At 55.3% G+C, this 13,129-nt stretch carries 17 protein-coding genes; all 17 read left to right on the top strand.

Annotated elements, in window-relative coordinates:
• The 17 genes from ACZ5ER_RS05355 (at position 1) to ACZ5ER_RS05435 (ending at position 12,632) form a co-directional block, all read left to right on the top strand.
• Positions 1 to 1,800 carry an NADH-quinone oxidoreductase subunit D-related protein gene (locus tag ACZ5ER_RS05355; RefSeq protein WP_464934995.1) on the top strand — a complete coding sequence of 600 codons (1,800 nt, stop codon included), beginning with the start codon at positions 1 to 3 and terminating at the stop codon, positions 1,798 to 1,800.
• The gene (locus ACZ5ER_RS05360) at positions 1,800 to 2,405 is read left to right on the top strand and encodes a 4Fe-4S binding protein (RefSeq protein WP_464934996.1); all 606 of its coding nucleotides are present in this window, start codon (positions 1,800 to 1,802) and stop codon (positions 2,403 to 2,405) included. Before ACZ5ER_RS05355 ends, ACZ5ER_RS05360 begins: the two co-directional genes overlap by 1 nt.
• Positions 2,405 to 3,241 carry an NADH-quinone oxidoreductase subunit B family protein gene (locus ACZ5ER_RS05365; RefSeq protein WP_464934997.1) on the top strand — a complete coding sequence of 279 codons (837 nt, stop codon included), beginning with the start codon at positions 2,405 to 2,407 and terminating at the stop codon, positions 3,239 to 3,241. The genes ACZ5ER_RS05360 and ACZ5ER_RS05365 overlap by 1 nt, the downstream gene beginning before the upstream one ends.
• A gap of 1 nt (position 3,242) precedes the next feature.
• Entirely contained in the window at positions 3,243 to 3,560 is a 318-nt protein-coding gene (locus tag ACZ5ER_RS05370) for a hypothetical protein (protein WP_227738662.1), read from the top strand.
• 32 nt (positions 3,561 to 3,592) lie between these two features.
• Entirely contained in the window at positions 3,593 to 4,033 is a 441-nt protein-coding gene (locus tag ACZ5ER_RS05375) for a hypothetical protein (RefSeq protein WP_050002919.1), read from the top strand.
• Positions 4,034 to 4,178: 145 nt separating this feature from the next.
• The gene (locus ACZ5ER_RS05380) at positions 4,179 to 5,666 is read left to right on the top strand and encodes a hydrogenase 4 subunit D (RefSeq protein ID WP_464935112.1); all 1,488 of its coding nucleotides are present in this window, start codon (positions 4,179 to 4,181) and stop codon (positions 5,664 to 5,666) included.
• Entirely contained in the window at positions 5,663 to 7,552 is a 1,890-nt protein-coding gene (locus ACZ5ER_RS05385) for a complex I subunit 5 family protein (RefSeq protein WP_464934998.1), read from the top strand. Before ACZ5ER_RS05380 ends, ACZ5ER_RS05385 begins: the two co-directional genes overlap by 4 nt.
• Complete coding sequence (locus ACZ5ER_RS05390; protein WP_050002921.1) at positions 7,549 to 7,833, top strand: MrpF/PhaF family protein; 285 nt, start codon at positions 7,549 to 7,551, stop codon at positions 7,831 to 7,833. The genes ACZ5ER_RS05385 and ACZ5ER_RS05390 overlap by 4 nt, the downstream gene beginning before the upstream one ends.
• Positions 7,830 to 8,288: a monovalent cation/H(+) antiporter subunit G gene (gene mnhG, locus ACZ5ER_RS05395; RefSeq protein WP_464934999.1), complete on the top strand. Its 459-nt coding sequence runs from the start codon at positions 7,830 to 7,832 to the stop codon at positions 8,286 to 8,288. Before ACZ5ER_RS05390 ends, mnhG begins: the two co-directional genes overlap by 4 nt.
• The gene (locus ACZ5ER_RS05400) at positions 8,285 to 8,542 is read left to right on the top strand and encodes a hydrogenase subunit MbhD domain-containing protein (RefSeq protein WP_050002923.1); all 258 of its coding nucleotides are present in this window, start codon (positions 8,285 to 8,287) and stop codon (positions 8,540 to 8,542) included. The genes mnhG and ACZ5ER_RS05400 overlap by 4 nt, the downstream gene beginning before the upstream one ends.
• The gene (locus ACZ5ER_RS05405) at positions 8,539 to 9,306 is read left to right on the top strand and encodes a Na(+)/H(+) antiporter subunit B (RefSeq protein WP_050002924.1); all 768 of its coding nucleotides are present in this window, start codon (positions 8,539 to 8,541) and stop codon (positions 9,304 to 9,306) included. The genes ACZ5ER_RS05400 and ACZ5ER_RS05405 overlap by 4 nt, the downstream gene beginning before the upstream one ends.
• Complete coding sequence (locus tag ACZ5ER_RS05410) at positions 9,299 to 9,685, top strand: sodium:proton antiporter (protein ID WP_050002925.1); 387 nt, start codon at positions 9,299 to 9,301, stop codon at positions 9,683 to 9,685. The genes ACZ5ER_RS05405 and ACZ5ER_RS05410 overlap by 8 nt, the downstream gene beginning before the upstream one ends.
• Positions 9,682 to 10,182: a Na+/H+ antiporter subunit E gene (locus ACZ5ER_RS05415; protein WP_050002926.1), complete on the top strand. Its 501-nt coding sequence runs from the start codon at positions 9,682 to 9,684 to the stop codon at positions 10,180 to 10,182. Before ACZ5ER_RS05410 ends, ACZ5ER_RS05415 begins: the two co-directional genes overlap by 4 nt.
• A gap of 9 nt (positions 10,183 to 10,191) precedes the next feature.
• Positions 10,192 to 11,769 carry a proton-conducting transporter transmembrane domain-containing protein gene (locus tag ACZ5ER_RS05420; protein WP_464935000.1) on the top strand — a complete coding sequence of 526 codons (1,578 nt, stop codon included), beginning with the start codon at positions 10,192 to 10,194 and terminating at the stop codon, positions 11,767 to 11,769.
• On the top strand, positions 11,766 to 12,341 hold the full coding sequence (gene mobA / locus ACZ5ER_RS05425) for a molybdenum cofactor guanylyltransferase MobA (protein ID WP_464935001.1): 576 nt from the start codon (positions 11,766 to 11,768) through the stop codon (positions 12,339 to 12,341). The genes ACZ5ER_RS05420 and mobA overlap by 4 nt, the downstream gene beginning before the upstream one ends.
• Positions 12,342 to 12,346: 5 nt before the next feature.
• The gene (locus ACZ5ER_RS05430; protein ID WP_265100821.1) at positions 12,347 to 12,481 is read left to right on the top strand and encodes a hypothetical protein; all 135 of its coding nucleotides are present in this window, start codon (positions 12,347 to 12,349) and stop codon (positions 12,479 to 12,481) included.
• Positions 12,465 to 12,632 carry a hypothetical protein gene (locus tag ACZ5ER_RS05435; protein WP_162473103.1) on the top strand — a complete coding sequence of 56 codons (168 nt, stop codon included), beginning with the start codon at positions 12,465 to 12,467 and terminating at the stop codon, positions 12,630 to 12,632. The genes ACZ5ER_RS05430 and ACZ5ER_RS05435 overlap by 17 nt, the downstream gene beginning before the upstream one ends.
• The last annotated feature ends 497 nt before the right edge of the window (positions 12,633 to 13,129 follow it).

The raw sequence follows: 13,129 nt of genomic DNA on the forward strand, positions 1-13,129 counted from the left end.
ATGGTTAGGACGAAGGATTTGGAAGCTCACTCCGAGTTTGAATGCAGGGCATGTGAAAAGGGCCACTGCAGAAGGGCGGACGTTAACGAAATCCTGGCTGAAAGGAAGGGTCTGAGGGAGTTTTACGAGGCCTTCAAGGAGCACATTAGAGAGTGCAAGAGGATGAGCTACGGGCAGTACATGTTCGTCATCGACAGGGAAGTCCTCCCCGAGGCGGTGCTCTGGTGGCACAACCACCCCGAGTTCAAGGAGACCCACCTCTCGACCGCCGTTGGAACCGACGAGAGACCGCTCAACGGCAAGTTCGTCTACATGCCTTTCCTCAACGTCCAGGTTGAGCCCTTCAACATGGACGAGAACTATTACGTCTTCCTCAGAGCCTATCTGCCCGCTGACGACCCCAGCTTCCCGAGTGTGGCCGAGAAGCTTCCAGCGGCGCTCTGGATAGAGAGAGAAGTTAAGGACTTGCTCGGCTTCAACCCCGTTGGCCACCCAGACCCGAGGAGGCTTATCCTCCCAGAGGACTGGCCGGAGGGAGTTTATCCTCTTAGAAAGGACATGGACTACAGGCACTCTCCCGTCACTGAACCGAAGACGGAGTTCAAGGAAACCCCTAAAGGTACGTCGCTCGTCCCGATGGGTCCGGTTCACGCTGGCATAGAGGAGCCTGCCCACTTCAGGCTCTTCGTCAAGGGCGAGGAAATAGTGGACGTTGACTACCGCGGCTTCTACTCCCACAGGGGAATCGAGAAGACTGGTGAAGGCAGACTGACCTACAACCAGGTTCTCTTCTTGGCGGAGAGAATATGCGGAATCTGCGGCTATCAGCACTCGGTCAGCTACGCAATGGCGGTTGAGCGCCTGGCCGATGTGGAGATTCCAGACAGGGCGCGCTACATAAGGACCCTGTTGCTTGAGCTGGAGAGGATTCACAACCACCTGCTCTGGGTCGGCATTGCCGCTCACCTCGTCGGCTACGACACGGGCTTCATGCACGCGTGGAGAATTCGTGAGCCAGTCATGTGGCTCGTTGAGAGGCTCACAGGAAACAGGAAGCAGTACGGAATGAACATCGTAGGTGGCGTCAGGAGAGACCTCCTGGACTACCGCAAGGAGGAAATCCTGAAGGTCGTCAAGCAGATACGTGAGGAGACCAAGAAGTTCATCGACATCGCTCTAAACACCAACACGTTCATCAAGCGCGCCGAGGGGGTTGGAATCCTGCCCTACAAGGTTGCCAAGGCCTACTCCGTCCTCGGGCCTACTGCAAGGGCCAGCGGAAGGAGGATTGACACGAGGCTCGACCAGGCGACGAAAACAGCAACAGCCTACAACGAGGTTGACTTCAAGGTTCCGGTTTACAAAGAGGGCGACGTTTTGGCCAGGGTTCTCGTCAGGATGGACGAGCTCTTCGAGAGCATCTGGATTGTTGAGCAGCTCATAGACCAGATGCCGGGCGGCGACATATTCACGCCGATAGGAAGCCTGCCCGAGTACGAAGAAGCTTTGGGCTTCACCGAGGCCCACCGCGGTGAGGTCGTCCACTACGTCATGACCGGCGAGAAGAACAAGGTCTACCGCTGGAAGGTTAGGGCTCCGACCTACAACAACCTGCCCGCCGTGCCGGAGATGCTCAGGGGCTACCACGTTGCAGACGCACCGCTCATCATAGCGAGCATTGACCCGTGCTACTCCTGTACCGAGAGGGTTCAGTTCGTTGACGTGGAGACGGGTAAAGTTAGGGTTCTCACCGAGGCCGAGTTCAACGAGCTCTCCATTAAATACAAGGGGGTGTTCTGATGGCCGAGAGCCTCTCCTACACCGAGAAGCTCAAGAAGTGGAACAGGATGGAGGCAGGGAAGTTCAGCGAAAAGGCCCCGGTCACCACCCTTTATCCTTTTGTTGAGGTTGAGAAGCCACCCGAGTACAGGGGAATCCCGCACATCAACCCCGAGAAGTGCATAGGCTGTGGAGCCTGCGTCAACGCCTGCCCGCCCGATGCCCTAATCCTCGAGTGGGACAAAAAGAGGGGCGTCAAGAGGCTCACCTTCAACGCGGCCCGCTGCATAAGGTGCCACCGCTGTGTTGAGGTCTGCCCGACCGGCGCGATGGAGCCGACTAACATCTTCGAAGTGGCGACTGACAACAAGGAGGACCTCGTCGAGGTCGTTGAGCACAAGCTGGCCTACTGCGAGGAGTGCGGTGAGTACCTCGACTTCACCGAGAGGCAGATTGAGTACGTTAAGGCGATTCTGCCCAAGGAAATCCTCGACATGTACGCGCTCGAAGACAGGATTTGCCTAACCCAGGAGGCAAAGATGAGGAAGACCGTCGAGAAGCTCAGGGAAACCGAGGGCAACGCATATCCAGCGTTCATACTCGTAAAGAAGGGGGGTGAGGAGTGATGGAAAGAAGGCTCAAGTCCGTCTGGGTCTATCACGTTGATGCGGGCTCATGTAACGGCTGTGACATCGAGGTGCTCGACGTACTCAGCCCCTACTACGACCTCGAGAGGCTCGGTGTCAAGGTCGTCCCCAACCCGAGGCACGCGGATGCGCTCTTCATCACCGGCCCGCTCACGAGGCAGACGAGGATAATGCTCAAGAAGGCCTACGAGGCCATGCCGCCGAAGCCGAGGATAGTGGTCGCGATAGGGACGTGCGCCTCGAGCGGTGGAATCTTCTACAACAGCTACGCCCTCTACAACACCTCTCCCCAGCGCGGAAGGGACAGGCTCAGGAGCGGCGGGCCCGAGATGATAGTGCCGATAGACATGTACATCCCCGGCTGTCCACCGAGTCCGGAGGAGATACTCTACGGCGTGGCCCAGCTCCTCGGCATCAAGGAGAAGAAGATGAAAGGTGAATACTGGATTGCGCTCCCGCCGAAGGAGACGCCCAAGGCCGAGAACGAGGTTGAGTTTAGAATCCCGGACAGGCCGATACCCCTGCGCTACTGGCTAACCTTGAGGGAGGAGCTCAGGCGCGTCATAGGCTACTACGACAGGGAAGCGGTTCTCAACGACTTCATCGAGCTCGTTGATAGGGCCTTCAAAGAGAGCCCCGAGAACCCGAGGGAGAAGCTCCACGACCTCGTCACAGGATACTTCCTCAAAGAGAAGGACTCCAGGGTTGGCTTTGCAATGCGTTTCCTTGAGAACGAGTTCTGGCGCCTCTACGATGAGTACCGCTCCCTGGGAGAGGCCCTCAGGAAGAAATACCCCGTTACGGCGGGTGTCTGAGGTGCCCTGGAAGCTCTACCGCCTCAAGTACGTGGACTACCCGGAGTACTCGGCGAGGATTACGGGACATTACGCGGGCGATCTGCTGCTGATAGAGGAGGAAGGGGAGCTCAGCGAAGAGGCAGTGAAGGTTATTAAGAGCACGCTGGGGGTTGCCGATGACGCAAGGGAGTTCGAGATAACGCCAAGGGACATCATGAAGCTGCCGATTGAGAAACTACCGGAAGGGGACAGGAACCTCCTGCTGGAGGCAGCCGGAAAGCTCGACGCGGAGAGCAGGCTTCACGTGGAGTACCGCTACCGGCCGAGCTTCGATTGAGATCTTATCTTTAACTTTTTGGAGGTGAAAACGTGAGGAGGATTGATGAGGCGAAGAAGGAACTTCTCAGGAGGCTGAAGGACTTCTACGGGGATAATCTCGTTTCGGTGGTGTTCTACGGCAGACACCTTAAAGACCCGGAGTTCCCTGAGATAGACGTTATGGTCATCATCGAGCACGCCTACGACCCGGTGAAGATGAACCGCGTCGCCGACTTTGTCGAGAACATCAGGGACCCGATAGAGGAGAAGTACGGCTACCATGTCTCATTCGAGCTATACACGCGTGAGGAGGCGGAGAACTTCCACTCCGGCTACCTTGACGTCGTGGTGAACTACGAGGTTGCCTACGACAGGGAGGACTACTTCCAGAATCTCATAAGCGATATGCTGAACCCAAAGAAGGCGATGGACTACGTGAAGTACATCAGCACTATTGAATACATCCAGCTGGACGAGGAAGGGAAGGAGTAAAAATCAGTCAAAAGGCCTTTGGGTATTCCTCAGATTTTGGCCCTAATTTAACTTTTGCCTAAAGGCCTTTCGGGGATAAACGAAAAACTTTAAAAAGGTTCGTTAGACAAACCGAATGGACTTTAACCCGACTGGGGGGTCAGTCATGATAGACCTTCTCGTAACATTAGCCTTCGTAGTCCCGCTCATCGGTGGGTTAATCCTCCTCAAGCTCGACGAGAGAAAGGCCGACATCGTGATGCTAGGTTCATTTCTCACTGCGATGATAGCCCAGCTTGGGGTCGCTCTCCTGTATCTTAAAACCCATGAGGAACTAATCCACATAACCTACCTAAGAAGCACCCAGTTCGGCGAAGTCTATGGCATAATAATAGACCCCATGAGCGTTCTAATCGGAACGGTCGTTGCAGTTGCTGGCTTCATATTCATGTTCTACGGCGTCGAGTACATGAGCGAAAGAAACGTCGGCCACCCCGGAGGAAAGGGAAGGGGCCTCTTCTACGCCTGGATGACCCTTTTCGAGGGGGCAACACTCGGCTTCATATACTCCTCGACCTTCCTCGGCCTGCTCATCTTCTTCGAGCTTATGGGACTGGCCTGTTGGGGCGTCGTTAGTTTTTACAACACTCCCGCAGGCAGGAGGGCGGGCTTCAAGGCCTTCATAATTCCGAACGTAGGGGCTATGATAGGCTTCTACACGGCCATTTACATCGGCCTCACCCAGCTCCACGATTTGAGCCTGTTTTCGCTTTCCAAGGTCTCCCCCGACGTCAAGCCATGGCTCTTCCTCGCCCTGCTCATAGCGGGATACACCAAGAGCGCCCAGTTCCCGACCTACTCGTGGATTCCGGACGCGATGGAGGCGCCGACTCCAGCGAGCGCTTTCCTCCACGGCGCGGCGATGGTTGAGATGGGCGTTTACCTCGTCGCGAGGGTTATCCAGTTCATAGGGCCTTTGCCAGTCTGGATTTTCTACTTCATGGCCGTAATGGTCTCCCTCACGCTCCTAATCCCGATACTCAACTACCCCGTCCAGAAGGACGCGAAGAGGCTTTTGGCATACTCAACGGTGGCAGAGGCGGGAATAATGTTCGTTGGCCTGACCTACGCCGTCCTCGGCCTTACTGGAAAGGCCCCTGGGTTCGACATCGGCCTCAAAGCCGCGATGTTCCAGCTGACAACCCACGCCTTCGTCAAGGGCCTTGCCTTCCTCACCGCTGGAACCTTCACGTACTCCCTCGGAACCCTTGACCTGAGGCGGATAAGCGGTCTCAGGGAAATACTGCCGATAAACGGCCTCGCTTGGACGGTGGCACTCCTCGGTTTAGCGGGCCTCCCCCCGATGGGAATAGCATTCAGCAAGGCAGAACTGCTGACTAACCTGAGCCTCATCAGGGTCTCCGCTCTGGCCTGGCTCCCGATACTGATGGTGCTGGCTGATTCGGCCGTCTTCCTCTGGGTCGGCCTCAAGTGGATAACGAGAAACGTCTTTGGCAGGCCCAGCGTTGAGAGAGCCCCAACCCACCCGATAATAACGGCCTCTCTGGTCACCCTCATCGTCCTGACGCTGGTCTCGGCTTACCTCGCCTACCCGCTCGTTGAGGAGATAACATTCTACGGGGTGGTACCATGAGCCTCTACTTCCTGGAGCTGGCCCTCGGACTGCTCTTCATAGCGGCTCTGGTCGGCCTCTTCACCGGAAAGAGAGTAGCTTACGCCTTCACGTTCCTCTCTTCACTGGCACTCTTCGGAGTCTCAATTGAAGGCCTCAAAGGCCTTGAGGGCGAGATTATACCTTTCCTCCCTACGACGGTTAAAATAGACTCCCTCTCGGCCCTTTTCCTCTTTGTCGTAGCTTTCACGGCATTGGCTCTTTCACTCTACGTCCCCTCCTACGAGGTCAGGGGCAACGTCAGATTTCTGACAATGGCCACCAACATGGCCCTCCTTTCGGCGGTTCTCTTCCTTGTAACTGACAACCTTGAAAGACTTACTCTCGCCTACGAGCTCTTTGCGGTGTTTACCGTGGTCATGGTGCTCGCCTCTGAAACGAGAGGTTCAAGGAAGGCCACCTGGCGTTACCTGGTTCTCACGCAGGTCTTCGGGATAATCCCCCTTCTGGTGGTCAGCGGGCTTGCCTACGGTGCAGTGGGAGATTTGCACCACTTGACTTTCCACGCCCTCCACGAAAACCTTGGAAAGCTCCCCGTGGGCCCTGCATTCCTCGTGGCCCTCTTCCTCTCGGCTTCCCTCGTCAGGAGCGGGGCGTTTCCGTTCCACGTCTGGGTTCCGAGGGTTTACCGCTCACTTCCAAGCCCATTTATTCCGGTCTTCCTCATCGGTGAGGGCCTTGGTGTCTACCTGCTCCTGAGGGTTGCCCACTTCATCATTCCGACGGGTGAGGCCTTCGGATACGTCGTTGCGTTCGTAGGGACGGTAACGGCCTTTGCCACCCTCTACTCCTTCAGGGAAATCAGGCTCAAGCGCAAGTTCGCATACCACAGCGTTATGGACGTTGGAATAGCCTACTTCGCCCTCGGTAGCTCCCTCGTTCTCAAAGGAAGTTTCCTCGGAACCGTTGCCCTCCTCGGAGCGTTGCTTCACGTCCTCTACCAGATCCTCTACAAGAGCGCCTTCTTCTTCGGCCTCGGCGCAATAGAGCACTACGGCGAGGAGCCCAACATATGCTCAATAAGGAAGCTCCTTAAGGGCCATGTCATGGCTTTCCTCGTCTCGCTCTCCGTGTTCTCAATGGCAGGAGTCCCGCCGCTTTCGGCGTTCGTGAGCAAGTGGCTGATCTACACCGCCTCGATGGGCACGACCAACGTCCTCCTCTGGCTCATGGTCGTCACGGTGGCTTTCCTTGGGATATTCCCGCTGGCTTCGATAATCCAGGTCAGGAGGGTAAACAGGCTCCTCTGTAAGAGAGAGGTAGAGAGGGAAGAGGTTCCCTTTGTGATGAGGGCGGTAACCGGAGCTGTTGCACTTGTAAGCTTCACCGTGGCGGTGTTTCCGTTCATTCTGCTTCCCTGGCTGACGGGATCGGTGGAGGGGCTCGGTTACCCGTTGCCCGAGAATCCTGTGGAGCTATTCTTTGGAGGACCTAGCTCCTTCATCGCACTCGCTACGCTTATCGCTACCGTGTACACGGGCTTGAGGATAGGCAGAATGCCAACCGAGCGTGTAAGCGAGCTCCTCCTCATATTTTACAACATGGGCGACATTCTCAGATTCACGGCCGACTACTTCATCTCAGCGGGCAAGGACTTTTACCTCAAACGCATACTCCCCATCATAAAGGTCGTTCCGAGGCATGAGTTACCTCTCATCAAGGACTACGACGATGCCCTCGATTACCCCATCAGACACCTCGACGAGGCCATGTTTATGCCCATCATAAGGGCCGTTGGGAAACTCGCCCAGTGGGGTAAATCACGGAACCCCGACATGAACACGCTCATGAGCGGTTTTGCGATAGCAATGGCCGTGGTAATAATCCTCCTGGGGGTGTTTGCATGAACGTTGAGGCCGTTTTCCTTAACGTCCTGTACTTCGCCGCTGTCATTTACACCCTTGCCTTCGTCCTCTACGGAATTAGGGCAATTAAGGGGCCGACAACTGCTGATATTATCCTTGCCGTTGACTGTCTCTCATTTGATATGGCCGCCTTCATGGTTGTGCTGGGGATTTACTTCAAGTCAATAATGCTCGCGAGCGGTGCGATAATACTCACCCTCTGGGCCTTCATGCTGGACATCTACTACACGAAATACGTCCTCTACGGGGAGGTGGAGGTATGATCCTAGAGAACATCGTCTTCATAATCGGCTCAATAGCCATACTCCTCGGGGCGGTTTACGACCTAATAGCGGCTATAGGCCTGCTCCGCTTCCCCGACTTCTACATGAGGACTCATGCAGCTACCGTTGGGACGATTGGGGGTGCGGTGTTGCCCATCTTCGGGGCGGGACTGGTGGCGCTCGTCTACCACCCCCTTGGCTCCCAGAGGTTCTTTATGGCCGGAATAGCGTTTACCGTGGGTGTCCTTATCCTTCTGATAGCGCCCACCGGAACGCACTCAATAGTTTCAGCGGTTTACTTCGGAAGGGTCGGAAAGAAGCCGCCGCTGGTCGTCGACCAGCTTGAGGAAGACCTGCCGAAGAGAGAGGACGTTGCAGAGCTTGTTCACGAGCACGAGGAGCTTCCGGGTGAGGAAGAGGAGCCGAAGTTCACATTCAGGAGGTTGATGAAATGATTGAGCTACACTTCCTAATCTTGGCGATAGTTGTTTCCTTCGGCTTCGTCTTCAGCTATCTTGCCATGAAGGAGCACGACCTGCTAAAGGCCTTAGCTTTGAGTTCAGTACAGTCAACCTTCTTCGCCCTCGGCTTCTACATACTGGCCGCGCCCGATATAGTCCTGGCATACCTTGCGATAGCCGTCGGTGCATATACGGCTCTTGTGATCCTCGCCATAAGCAAAACGGAGCGCTACGAGGTGGGAGAATGAAGAGGGACGTCGTAGTCGCCGTCTCATTCCTGCTTGCCTTCCTGTTCATAGCCTACGCGGTGACTGTGGAGAATGTCCTCGGTTTGGGGGGAGCCGAGCTCAGGCCCCTCGGGGAGTTTTATCTAAGCCATTCCTTCGCCCACGAGGGCCTGACCAGCCACAGCCCGGAGGTCGTCACCGCGATAGTGTGGAATTACAGGGGCTTTGATACCCTCTTCGAGACATTCGTTTTCTTCCTGGCGATTATGGGGGCCTTCAGCGTGCTGAGGCTGACGAGCGAGCAGGAGAAGATAGTAAAGGAGCTTGAGGCCAGTGAACCGCACAGGCATATGGATTTGATAACAAGGGCAATTACCAAGCTAGTGGTTGTCATGATAGTGGCCATATCTGCCTCGATAGCGCTCCACGGTCATTTAACTCCCGGTGGTGGGTTCCAGGGCGGTTCGGCAATGGCCGTTGCCTCGCTGCTCCTCTTCGCGGTCTTCTCGAAGTTCACCATTGAGAGAAAGGGCCTCACCGTGAAGCACACGGTTTCGGCTTACGCCCTCGGCCTGGCTTTAATCCTAGCCACCGTCCTCGCCCCCCTCTTCCTCTACGGCGGTAAGGTGCTCGAAATAAACCTCCTGCCTGGGGAAATGGGTCTCTTCAACCTCGACGTCGGCGAGTACTTGGCGGTGACCTTTGGCTTTCTCACGGTGTTCCTCGTGCTCGGCGTTTCGGAGTGGATATTCAAGACAGTCCTCAGGGGGGAGATGAATGATTGACCTTCTCCTTGCCTACATTACACTGACGCTCTTCGGCATGGTGTTCCTTGGGATATACGGCGTGGTTACGCGCTCCAACTTAATCAAGAAGATCATAATGCTCAACGTCCTGGGCGACGCGGTGAACATGCTCTTCATCCTGATCGGCTACCGCCTCGTCTTTCCAGTGTTTCCCCCTATCTACGAGGAGCACTTGAGCTTTGAAGAGTTCCTGAGCAGGGCAGTTGATCCCGTCCCCCAGGCTCTGGTTCTGACGGCGATAGTCATTGGAATGGCAATGAACATACTGCTTACAACCTACGCCATACAGTTCTACCGCCTTCACGGGACGGTTGACGCGAGGGACATAGCTGAGATAATGGGGGGTGAGAACGAATGAACGTGAGGAGGTTTTCTCCAGCGACCTTCTTTATAGTCCTTGCCACCTATCTGTTCTACACTGGCTCGGCGACGGAGTACGACCTGATAACAGGCAGTATAGTTGCGTTTATAGTTTCCGTAATAGTGGGTCACTGGCTCGTGAAGAACGAGCTCAAGTTCTTCTCGCCGAAGAGGTGGCTCTACGCAATCGTATACTTCCTCCGCTACTTCTTCATCGAGGAGACCAAGACGCACATTGACGTCGCGAAGAGGGTCTTCACCCTCAAGGCCAACCCTGGCATCGTGAGAATCCCTCTTGAAGTGGAAAACGACTACGGAAAGGTTCTCGTTGCGAACTCGATAACCAACACGCCTGGAACGGTTGTCGTTGACATAAGCGACGACGGTAAGTGGCTCTACGTCCACTGGATTGACGTTTCCACGCTCGACGAGAAGGAAGTGAAAGAAAACGTGGTTGCTTACTTCGAGGACTACGCGAAGAAAATCTTCGACTGAGGTGATAGCATGCAGGTCGGAATAGTCCCGATTATCCCACTCGGCTTTGCGTTCTTCCTTCCCTTCATAGCCTTCATAACGGGCAGGAGAAGGGGCGTTGTAATAGCCTATTCCTTGGTGGGCCTGTTGGCGACGTTCATATCCGCCCTGTGGCTGTTCAATGAGGTCTACTCCTCAAATGGGCCCTTGGTATATGCCTTGGGCAACTGGATAGCCCCAATCGGCATAGTCCTCGAAGTTGATTTAATGGGGGCAATCCTGGTTCTTTTAACGGCCTTCCTTTTCCTCATGGCGGGAATTTACGCCGTCGAGTATCTTTCGCACGACCACGGCATTGAGTTCTTCTATACTTCCCTCCTCGGCCTTGAAGCAGGACTCATCGGCCTGTTCATGACTGGAGATGCCTTCAACACCTTCGTCATGCTCGAGGTCACGGGGGCGAGCGCCTACGCCCTTGTGGGCTTTTACAGGAGCAGGAGTGAGGCGGTTGAAGGTGCCTTCAAGTACGGTATAAGCGGTGCAACGGCCACTACTCTCTACTTCCTTGCCCTCGGCTTCATCTACGCCTCCTTTGGGACCCTCAACATGGCCGACTTAAGCGCCAAGTTCCACGGGATTTCCTTCCCGGTAACTACCAAGCTCTTCGGCGACCCGACGCTTGCGCTGGGAATTTTCTTCGCCTTAACCCTTGCAATGGTGATGATCAAGAGCGCCATCTTCCCCGGCCACTACTGGCTTCCCTACGCCCACTCGGCGGCTCCTTCTCCAGTTTCGGCTTTATTGAGCGGACTCGTCGTCAGCGGTGGGGTCTATCTGCTCGCGCGCTATCTCTACACGGTTTTCTATGGCCTCCCGTTCTGGAAAACTCTTTCGGTAGTTCTCCTAGCCCTCGGAGCCGCTTCGGCCCTGCTATCCTCAATAATGATGGTGGTGCAGAAGGACGTGAAGAGGCTGGTGGCGTACTCAACAATACTCCACATGGGATACCTCATCATGGGTCTGGGCGTCGGGACTCAGCTGGCGCTTACGGCGGTTCTCTATCACACAGTCAACCATGCAATCGCCAAGGGTATGCTCTTCCTCTCAGTGGGGGCCTTCATACACCATGCGGGAACGAGGAAGATAGACGAGCTCGCCGGAGTCGGCAGGGAGATGCCGCTCACAACGGCGCTCTTCGCCCTAGCAACGCTCAGCCTCATCGGTGTTCCACCCCTCAACGTCTTCTTCAGCAAGATGCTGATTTTCAACGCCCTCCTCCAGGTGAACCCACTGGCTGCTTCGGTGGTGGTAATAACGAGCGCTATAGCCGCGTGGGCTTACTTCGGGCTCTTCGTGACCCTCTGGCGCGGAAAGCCCGTAGAGGGTCACCACCACGAGCACGAAAAGCATGAAGGCGAGGAACCGGAGAGGCACGATGTTCCTCTCTTCGTGGCTGTGAACTTAGTCCTCGGAATCCTGGTGATCGTCCTCGGCGTTCTGGCGCCGGTGATAATAGACAAGTTCTTCAACCCTGCTGCAGTTCAGGCAATGGATTACCAGAGCTACATCGAAGCAGTGCTTAACTACTCGAAGGTGGTGTTTGGATGATCGGGGCAGTCCTTGCGGGTGGAAGGGGCAGACGCTTCGGCGACGATAAGCTACTCTACAAAATCAACGGCAAGCCTCTGGTTCTTTACACAATCGAGAAGCTTGAAATGGCCAAGACGATGGACGAGATAGTTTTAATCGCGTCAAAGAACAACGCGGAAAGGCTAAGGAAGCTGGGCTACCATGTGGTCGTTGATAACCTGCTGATAGGCCCAATGGGGGGAGTTTACACAGCGTTGGGCCTTGGAGACGCCTTTGTAGTTGCTGGGGACATGCCCCTTCTAGTCCCGGAGTTCGTTGATTTCATCATATCCGAATTCAGGAAGAGCGGAAAACTCGCCTGCGTGCCGAGGTGGGAAAACGGCTACCTTGAGCCCCTCCACGCCGCTTATTCCAGGGCCTTCTGCGAAGTCCTTGAGGAGAAGATAAAAGCCGGAAACTACGCCCTCAACAGGGCAATCCGCGAGGTTAATCCCTGCTACCTCCCGATAGAGTCCCTCCCCGAGGAGTGGCGCGAGAGTTTCTTCAACGTGAACACGAGAGAGGATTTGGGGAGGCTACAAAAGGGCTAAATATCATGCTCTCCAAAGTTTGGTGTGAGACCCATGGGCATGAAGATGCTTTCTTCCTCTACGAGCTGTTCAAAGAGAAAATTGACCGGAGGGCGCTCAATGACTACGCGAGGAGGCTCGGTGTTGAAGTTCCGTTCTAAGCGCGATTTGGAGGAGAGGCTCGCATTCATCAGGCTTTACGTGAAGAGGCTGAAGGAGAACCCCGATGAGGTCTTCAAACAGCAGGTGAGGCTTGTGAACTCTTTCCTTGCCTCCGCCAAGAGCTTCCCGCTGAGCAGGAGGAGTACCTGAAGATAAAAGGGGAACTGCGGAAGAGCTGACCTCCTTCCTGCCTTGAAGGGGGAGAGTTCGGCTTAACTCCTCGCCAGTGGCGGGGAGGTTTGCGGGTTCATTACCTACTCGTGTTGCCACTTTCGGCTCAGCCCGCGGGCCCGGTCTTGGGTCCATTACCCCTACCGGCAAACCCGGATTGGGGTTATAGCTTGAGGCCACCGTTCAGAGTTTCCAATCACTCAGGGGCGGTTTTTTGAAGGACGCCTACCGGCATCAGCCCTCCAATGCTGGAGGGTAACGTGAAACCCCTCCATCCCATCGGGTTACCTTACGATGGCCTCATCGAGGCTCCATTACGCTGGCAAGACTTAAAAGGGTTTCCACTGTTTAATGCCCGTTGGGTTGTTTACTGCATCCCCACCCCAAAGGACAATGCTCTCAAAAGAAAAAGGTAAAGCGGAGAGAGTAAAAATAACTTTAATGTTTCCTGCTACTCGAAAATTGGCAACCCGACA

This window comes from Thermococcus marinus, from assembly GCF_055389025.1.